At 68.6% G+C, this 8,131-nt stretch carries 7 protein-coding genes and 1 pseudogene; 5 read left to right on the forward strand and 3 right to left on the reverse strand.

Features of this window, described 5'->3' with window-relative positions; genetic code table 11:
• The first annotated feature begins 419 nt into the window (after positions 1–419).
• Positions 420–1,016, forward strand: coding sequence for an RRQRL motif-containing zinc-binding protein (locus ACFWFI_RS05470; protein WP_387385899.1), 597 nt, complete (start codon positions 420–422; stop codon positions 1,014–1,016).
• Positions 1,017–1,193: 177 nt separating this feature from the next.
• Here the strand turns inward: ACFWFI_RS05470 and ACFWFI_RS05475 are convergent, their stop codons facing one another.
• Entirely contained in the window at positions 1,194–1,340 is a 147-nt protein-coding gene (locus tag ACFWFI_RS05475; protein WP_387385790.1) for a hypothetical protein, read from the reverse strand.
• A 376-nt stretch (positions 1,341–1,716) separates the two neighbouring features.
• Between ACFWFI_RS05475 and ACFWFI_RS05480 the strand changes: the two genes are divergently transcribed.
• The 4 genes from ACFWFI_RS05480 (at position 1,717) to ACFWFI_RS05495 (ending at position 5,249) form a co-directional block, all read left to right on the forward strand.
• Complete coding sequence (locus tag ACFWFI_RS05480) at positions 1,717–2,787, forward strand: tyrosine-type recombinase/integrase (RefSeq protein ID WP_387385792.1); 1,071 nt, start codon at positions 1,717–1,719, stop codon at positions 2,785–2,787.
• Positions 2,784–3,107, forward strand: a complete 324-nt coding sequence (locus tag ACFWFI_RS05485) for a helix-turn-helix domain-containing protein (protein WP_387385795.1) — start codon at positions 2,784–2,786, stop codon at positions 3,105–3,107. The genes ACFWFI_RS05480 and ACFWFI_RS05485 overlap by 4 nt, the downstream gene beginning before the upstream one ends.
• Complete coding sequence (locus ACFWFI_RS05490) at positions 3,104–4,015, forward strand: hypothetical protein (RefSeq protein WP_387385797.1); 912 nt, start codon at positions 3,104–3,106, stop codon at positions 4,013–4,015. The genes ACFWFI_RS05485 and ACFWFI_RS05490 overlap by 4 nt, the downstream gene beginning before the upstream one ends.
• A 406-nt stretch (positions 4,016–4,421) precedes the next feature.
• Positions 4,422–5,249 carry a class I SAM-dependent methyltransferase gene (locus tag ACFWFI_RS05495; RefSeq protein ID WP_387385799.1) on the forward strand — a complete coding sequence of 276 codons (828 nt, stop codon included), beginning with the start codon at positions 4,422–4,424 and terminating at the stop codon, positions 5,247–5,249.
• A gap of 164 nt (positions 5,250–5,413) precedes the next feature.
• Here ACFWFI_RS05495 and ACFWFI_RS05500 read toward each other — a convergent pair.
• Together ACFWFI_RS05500 and ACFWFI_RS05505 are read right to left on the reverse strand one after the other, a co-directional pair.
• Positions 5,414–6,030 (reverse strand): annotated as a pseudogene (locus ACFWFI_RS05500) (recombinase family protein).
• Positions 6,031–6,241: 211 nt separating this feature from the next.
• Positions 6,242–8,131, reverse strand: a 1,890-nt coding sequence (locus ACFWFI_RS05505; RefSeq protein WP_387385802.1) for a tetratricopeptide repeat protein, incomplete at its 5' end; no start/stop codon positions are given.

Consider the following 8,131-nt stretch of genomic DNA (forward strand, 5'->3'; position numbering starts at 1 on the left):
CCCGTGTGGGTGGCCGAGGACCGGACAGGGCGACGGGCCTGCCCGCAACACCTCGCGCTTCGACCGTCCGAGTGCCACCTGATCCCGCCACGGCACTGATCGCGGAAGACCGATCCGCACACACCACAGGGAAGGGCGCGCCTCGACCTCCCCAGGTTTCGGCGCGCCCTTTTCACCCCTGCTCGAAGGAGTGATCGTCATGGTTCCTGCCCCGCGTCCCTCCAAGCACACCGGCCGCCCACGGCCGATCCTGCCCGGCCCCCGCCATCCGCTTCCCCAGGGCCGGCTTCCTGGTACCTGGAGCAGGTGATGGCCGACCAAGACGTGGTCGACGTCGACCGAACGACCCCGGCGATGGCTCCTTACCGGTCTTCCGGCGGAGGCAGGCCGGCGGTACGAACCTCGCGACCCGCAGTCAGCTGCGGGAGATGGGACTGCGCCCCGGTGGCCAGGAGCCCGTCGCCCGCATCGAGTGCCGCGGCGGCCGGCGCTTCGCGTGGCTGTACCGAATCGGCCTGGCAAAGCCGAAGTTGCCGATGACGCTCGCGAAGGAAGCCGCCCTCGACAAGGCGATGGCGGCACGCCAGCAGTGCCCTGGGCCGTGCGGCCGGCGCTACTTCCACTGCCTCCCGCCAAGACCCTGGGGTCCTGCGTGGAGTGTTATGACGGCACGCCCGCTGACTGCGCCACCTACAACACTCCGGCAGCTGCCCAGCTGCCGGCCGCCTGATCTGAACGGCATCGAGCCCACGCCCGGTACCTCCTCCGCTCCCCCGGCCTCCTGTCGACTGGCTGCCCGACCAATCTGCCGACCGGCACAGTTGTCCGAGGACTTCGGGCCTGGGGAGGCTGTCGAGTACATCGAAGCGGTACATGCCGTACCCGCCGACCCTGCGGCGCCCGGCGACCCGGCCGACACCACGCTCTGCGGCAAGCCGACCCGGGACATGAACAAGCTCCCGTACCAACCTAGCCGTCCCGACGCCCCGTGGTACCCCCGGAACATGCGCGAGTGATGTGCCATGACTGCGACGAGGCGATGCGTTCCGTCTGAGCGCTCCCCTGCACGGCGCAGGCGGGATAACGGGCTCGCCCGAGATTCCAGGGCGCCCGAGGAACCCGTACAGGGCTACGGAACCCGGTTGCGCTCTGGAGGCCGAAGACGGAACTCCCTGGGTTCGTGCTTCGTGGGGCTATCGGAGCTTCAGTAGCGCCACCGCGAACGGGGCCAGGCCCAGGCTCTTCGCGACGCTGGGCACGTCGCGCCGCTCTGCGCGGCAGATCGCCACGACGGAGATGACGGTGAAGGCGGCGATAGCAAATTTGATGTTGCTGTCCATGGAGTCTCCGACTTTGGGGCGCCCGGAACCACGGGGCGTCAGGCTGGGGTTTCGGGCGCTCCGCAACGGCGGGGCATCGTCTGGGGTCAGAGCATCAGTTGGTGCGGCTGGCAGCAAGGGTTCGCCACCATTCGCCACCTTGGTATCTAAAAGTTCTTCGGCTACCGGTCGATCCCTCCCTCGGTACAAGGGTGAGCAATAGTCCCCGAGTTCCGTGTTCGTCCGTAGCTCCCTGGCACGACTGAGAGTGCCTGGACCTGGGCCCGTTACCTCGTTCGGGTGGCTGTCGGCCGTTCTGACCCAACCTCGTCCGCAGTGCGCAACTCCCATCCTTGTCGAGATTCCTTCAGTCTGGGTGAAGTCGTGGAGGCGTGGGTTGGCTCTGGCCGTAGTACGCGATCTGCGCGAGTACCGGGCTCCGGTGAGCGAGGAGGAGCTCGCCGAGTTCGAGACCGATGTGCTGTCGAGGTTCGTGCTCGCGCGGGCATCGGCCGGTCTGGTTGACAGCACCATCCGCAACGACCATCTGGAGCTGATCCGAGACTGGTTCGGCCGTCCGCTGTGGGAGATGGAGCCCTCCGACGCCGACGTCTATTTCGGCAAGGTGCTGCGCGACGCCAAACCCTCGACCCGGACCGGTCGGGCGGGTGCGCTGGCGGTGTTCTTCCAGTTCCTTGAGCTGCGGCACAAGGTCGAGCTGCACAACCTCACCGGCCGCGTGGTCGAGTGCCCGTTGGACGAGATGAACCGGCCGCGGGCCTCGGTGGAACCGCAGCTGCGGATCCCGCCCAGTGAAGCGGAGATCGAGGCGCCGTTCGCCGGGTGGCGTGAGGAGCTGGTGACCTGCCGCAAATTCGGCCCGGCCGCCCGCAATTACGCGGTGGCCCGGCTGGCGGCGGACGTGGGGCTGCGGATCAACGAGGCACGGATGCTCGACCTGGACGACGTCCGGTGGGAGCTGGGCCGTTTCGGCAAGCTCAACGTCCGACACGGCAAGGGTTCCCGCAGACGCGGGCCGAAGCCGCGGCTGGTGCCGCTGATCAACGGTGCCGACCGGAACCTGCGGTGGTTCATCGAGGACGTATGGGGCCACTTCGACGCCGACCACACCCGGCCGGGCGCCCCGCTGTTCCCCTCCGAGCGCAAGAATCAGGACGGTTCCTGCTCGCGGGCGACCGCCGACGTCTTCCGCCGGTCGCTGGCCGATGCCGCCGCCCAGCACCTGCCGACCTGGGCCGGGAAGCTCACCCCGCACGTGCTGCGGCACTTCTGCGCCTCCCAGCTCTATCTCGCTGGCATGACCTTGTTCGCCATCCAGGAACTACTTGGACATACCTGGACCGGTACCACGGCCCGGTCTATCCACGTCCACGGCACCCATGTCGAAGACGCCTGGGTCGCCGGACAGCAGCGCGCAACCGAGCGATGGAAGGGACTGGCCCAGTGAAGTGGAACCTTCGTCTGGCTGCCGCCAACCGCGGCATCTGGAAGGCCAGCGAACTCCAGCGGATGCTCGCCGAGCGTGGCGTTGTGATCAGCGCGGGGAAGATGTCGGGGCTGTGGTCCGGTCAGCCGAACCCCGTCAAGCTCGATGAGCTCGACGTCATCTGCGCGGTGCTCGGATGCGGAGTCGAGGAACTGCTGCTGCCCGAGCCGGAGCGGGTGCCGGCCCCGGCGCCAGCGGCGGACTCGCAGGCCACTGCGGTGGGCCAGCCGCGCGCCGTCGCCCCACGTCCTCGCACCGGCAGGTCTCTGCCACCGCGATGACCTGCGTGCACTGCGGCAAGCTGCTGCCCGCGGGCTCCCGGCGGGACCGGGCGTACTGCGACAACAAGTGCCGGGGCTTGGCCTCCTACTACCGGCGCAAGGCGGGCGTCCCACCCCCGCCACGCTGGCAGCACCCCGCCTTGACCTCGGACAGCCTCGCGCTCCGGTCGGCCTCGGCCCACGCCGAACAACTCGGCGAGGCCAACGGATGGTCGCCGTCGCTCGTGCGGTGCGCGATGGACGGCCTGACGGCGGTGCTGGAGCACCGCCCGCCCGGCAAGCCCGTGAAACTCACCGAAATCCGCACGCGAATACCTCGACACGCTTCCAGTTTTCGGGTCGCCGAAGTCCTCGCCGACCTGGACCTTCCGGAAGATGACAGTGCCTCGTCGATCCGCTCCTGTATCGACGACCGCACCGGCGAACTGCCCGCCGGATTCGCCGGCGACGTCCGCGCCTGGCTGCTGGTCCTCCTCGACGGTGACAGGCGCGCCAAACCCCGGTCCCGCACCTGTCTCTACGTCTACTTCGGCTGTGTCCGCCCCCTGTTGGAGAACTGGGCGACGACCCGTGATCATCTGCGCGAAATCACCGCCGCCGACGTCACAGCCGCGCTGTCACCCCTGCGTGGATGGCAGCGTCGCAACGCCATCGCGGCACTGCGCTCACTGTTCCGCTTCGCCAAGAAGCGCGGCCTGATCTTCGCCAACCCCACCACCCGGCTCAGGACGGAGGACATCCCACGCAGCCTGCTTCCGATGACCGACGACGGCCTCGACATGCCCAACCGCAGGATCACCATCGCCGGACATGGCCAACGGCTCGGCGAACTGCCCCACCAGACCCTGCTGGCCTGGCTCGACCAGCGCCGGGCCACCTGGCCAAAGACCCCAACCGGCACGTCCTGATCAACGCGAAGACAGCCCTGGGAACCGGGCCCGTCAGCCCCGAATACCTTAAACGGCACCTGCTGCACCACGGCGTTTACCTCGAACGCATCCGCGGCGACCGGGTACTTCACGAGGCACTGACCGTCGGCACCGACCCACTGCATCTCGCCCTGGTCTTCAACCTGTCCCACACCGCCGCGAGCCGCTACGCGGCCATCGCCCAAAACCTGCTCGACTACCAGATCGAGCAGCTCGCCGAGATGCGGTCGGAAGGGAGAGCGGGCGCTCTTGACGGCTGCCCGTGGAGCGATCCCCGGCCGAACGGTGCTGGCGGAGCAGACAGAAAGGACCGGAACGGCTTCTGTCGAGGAGCTGCCGTTAAACCAGTGGCGCCCCGTGGACGCGCCTCATAGCTTGTGCGCTCGTGACTGATGATCCGCAGATGCGCCCGAATCGACTTGACCTCGGTCGGGTGTTCAACGAAGTGCCCGAGCTCTACGACCGGGTCCGGGCGGGATACCCCGACGAACTGTTCGCGGACCTTGTCACCGTCACCGGCATGGACGAAAGGTCGTCGGTGCTGGAGGTGGGATGCGGTACCGGCCAGGCGACGCGCTCGCTGGCAACGCTCGGATGCTCAGTGACCGCCATCGAGCCGGGCGAAGAAATGGCCGCACTTGCTCGCCAGCGGATCGCCACCTTCGGCAACGTCGAAGTCGAGACGTCGAAGTTTGAGGAGTGGGACGACCGCGGTCGACGCTTCGATGTCCTTGTGGCTGCGTCGTCGTGGCACTGGGTCGACCCGTCGATCGGCTGGCAGCGAGCGCACGACGTGCTCCATCCCGCAGGCTGGATGGCACTGCTCGGCAACGTCGTTGTCCGCCGAGTGGGAGAGCCGGAGGTGTATGCCGAGACCGCCGATCTCCACGAGCGGTTCTGCCCCGGGAACCCCGACTGGGGTCATCCGCCCCTGGAGGATGACGTGCGCACCACCGACGAGGGCTGGGGACTGGTCGAAGATCCTGGCGGATTGTTCGGCTCAACGATCGTGCGCTGGTACCCGACCGTTCAGTGGTTCGACGGGGACGGCTTTGCTGATCACCTTCGCTCGTTGTCGCTGTACCGGAGGCTCGACCGCGACGTCCGTGAGCCCCTGCTCGACGCAATCGCCGAGCGCATCCGCACGCGGATGGGCGACCGAGCATCACGCCGATACCTGAGCGTCCTCCGCGTCGGACAGCGCGCCGAGTGAGCCCAGCGGTGGAGGACCTGCCGATTCATCGGCAACGGACCCACCGCACTTCCATGCCTACCTGCCGAAGACGCCGTGGGTTCCCAGTGAAAGCACCTCAGTCACGCTGAACTCACGGCCGACGTGCCGGTAAGAACGCTGTCACCAGCCGCAAATGGCGATGATCAGTCCTCGGACCTGGTGGGTTGGGCCAGTTGCGGCGTGCTCGTCGCCTCAGTGAGTGCGAGGCGACCGCCCTTCAGCTCGGGCACGTAGTTGTAGATCGTGTTCTGGAGACGCCGAAAAGCTTCGCGATCGAGGTGACGGTGTTCTCCGAGCGGGCGAGCAGGTCGCGGGCGTGACGTACCTGCTCCTCCGTCATCGCGGGCGGGCGGCCGAGCCGGGTGCCGCGGGCGCGAGCGGCGTCCAGGCCCTCGTTGGGCCCCTGCACGATGAGTTCGCGGATGAACTCCGCCAGCGCCGCGAACACGTGGAAGGCCAGGCGCCCGCCGGGCGTGGTCGTGTCGAGCGCCTCGTACAGCGAGGTGAAGCCGACGCCACGCTTGCGCAGGCCGGACACGATCGCGATGAGGTCCTGGATGGAACGGCCGAGCCGGTCCAGCGACGGGACGACGAGGGTGTCGCCCTCGCGCAGGTAGTCGAGGGCCTTCCACAGTTCCTCGCGTTCGGCGTTCTTGCCGGACTTCTTGTCGGAGAAGATCCGGATGCAGCCCGCTGTGTTGAGTGCGTGGATCTGCCTGTCGAGCAACTGCCCCTTGGTGGACACGCGTGCGTATCCCACGAGGCTGCCGGTCCGTACGGCCGGAACGGGTGCGAGGAGATCGGCGGTGTCGTCGCCCTGGGGTGGCTGCACCCGCCAGATCGTACAGAAAACGGTGCTGCTCAAGTTCATGAGCACATCGACTTTCTGACACCGTTTTATGGACATGATCCGGTATCAATCCGGCCGCGCATCGCCGCCTATCGATCTTGCTCATCAACCGGTCGATTCATCAACGGCCGCTCCCGGCTTTACCCCGCCAGTGGGCGAGGCTGCTGCGGTGGCCAAGGGTCTGGGGGTGGTTAGGGCCCTGCACTCGTGCCAGATCGGACAGCAGTTCCTGGTACGCGGCTGCGGCGCCGGCCGCGTCTCCCGCTTCACCCCGCCAGTGGGCGAGGTCGTTGCGGGCGGTCAGGGTGTGGGAGTGGTCCGGGCCCAGGACCCGTACGAGGTCAGGCAGTAGTTCCTCGAACGCGACTACGGCGCCGGCTGCGTCTCCGGCCTTACCCCGCCAGTGGGCGAGGTCGTTGCGGGCGGTCAGGGTGCGGCGGTGGTCGCGGCCCTTCGCTCGGATCAGGTCGGGCACCAGCTCCTCGAACTCGGCCACGGCCCCTGCCGCATCCCCCGCCTTACCTCGCCAGTGGGCGAGGTTGCGGTGGACGGTCAGGGTGTGGAAGTGGTCCGGGCCCAGGACCCGTACGAGGTCAGGCAGTAGTTCCTCGAACGCGACTACGGCGCCGGCTGCGTCCCCCGCTTCACCCCGCCAGTGGGCGAGGTCGTTGCGGGCGGCCAGGGCCTGGCGGTCGTCGCGGCCCTTCGCTCGGATCAGGTCGGGCACCAGCTCCTCGAACTCGGCCACGGCCCCTGCCGCATCCCCCGCCTTAACTCGCGAGTTGTGGCGGACGGTCATGGTGCCCTGCACTCGCAGCAGGTCGTCCAGCATCTGCAAGTACTCGGCTGCGGAGCCGGCCAGGTCCCCCGCCTTACCTCGCCAGTGGGCGAGGTTGCGCTGGGCGGCCAGGGTGTGGAAGTGGTCCGGGCCCTGCACTCGGACCATGTCGGGCAGTAGCTCCTCCAACGCGGCTAGAGCCCCGGCCGCGTCTCCGGCCTCACCTCGCGAGTGGGCGAGGTTGTTGCGGGCGGCCAGGGTGTCGGGGTGGTCCGGGCCCTTCACTCGGACCAGGTCGTCCAGCAGCTGCGTGTACTCGGCTGCGGCACCGCCCGCGTCTCCCGCCTCACCTCGCGAGTGGGCGAGGTCGTTGCGGGCGGCCAGAGTGTCGGGGTGGTCGAGGCCCAGGACCCGTTCCCGATCGGCCAGCAGTTCCAGGTATGCGGCTGCGGCGCCGGCCGCGTCTCCGGCCTCACCCCGCATGTGGGCGAGGTCGTTGCGGGCGGCCAGGGTGTCGGGGTGGTCGAGGCCCTTCACTCGGACCAGGTCGTCCAGCAGTTCCTCGTATGCGGCTGCGGCGCCGGCCGCGTCTCCCGCTTCACCCCGCCAGTGGGCGAGGTCGTTGCGGGCGGTCAGGGTGTCGGGGTGGTCCGGGCCCAGGACCCGTACGAGGTCAGGCAGTAGTTCCTCGAACGCGACTACGGCGCCGGCTGCGTCTCCGGCCTTACCCCGCATGTGGGCGAGGTCGTTGCGGGCGGCCAAGATGTCGGGGTGGTCACGGCCCTGCTCCCGCACCCGCTCAGCCAGCCGCTCGTCGAACCAGCCCACGCGACTGACCTCATCCTCATCCTCACCGCCGAGATCTACGGCGACGGGCTCGATGAAGGAATTGGAGGGGTTCAGCACTCGTACCCGGTCGGCCGGCGGCTCCTTGAACGCGGCCGCATTCCTGATCGCATTCTCGGCCTCACTCCGCCAATAGGCGAGGTTGCGGCGGGTGGTCAGGGTGTCGGGGTGGTCGGGGCCCAGGATCCGTTCCCGGTCGGCCAGCAGTTCCTCGTATGCGGCTGCGGCACCGCCCGCGTCTCCGCCCTTACCCCGCCAGTGGGCGAGGTTGTTGCGGGCGGTCAGGGTGTGGAGGTGGTCGGGGCCCAGGACCCGTTCCCGGTCGGCCAGCAGTTCCTCGTATGCGGCTGCGGCACCGCCCGCGTCCCCGGCCATACCCCGCCAGCG

It is taken from the genome of Streptomyces sp. NPDC060209 (genome assembly GCF_042728155.1).
In the GTDB taxonomy this organism is placed as follows: Bacteria; Actinomycetota; Actinomycetes; order Streptomycetales; family Streptomycetaceae; genus Streptomyces.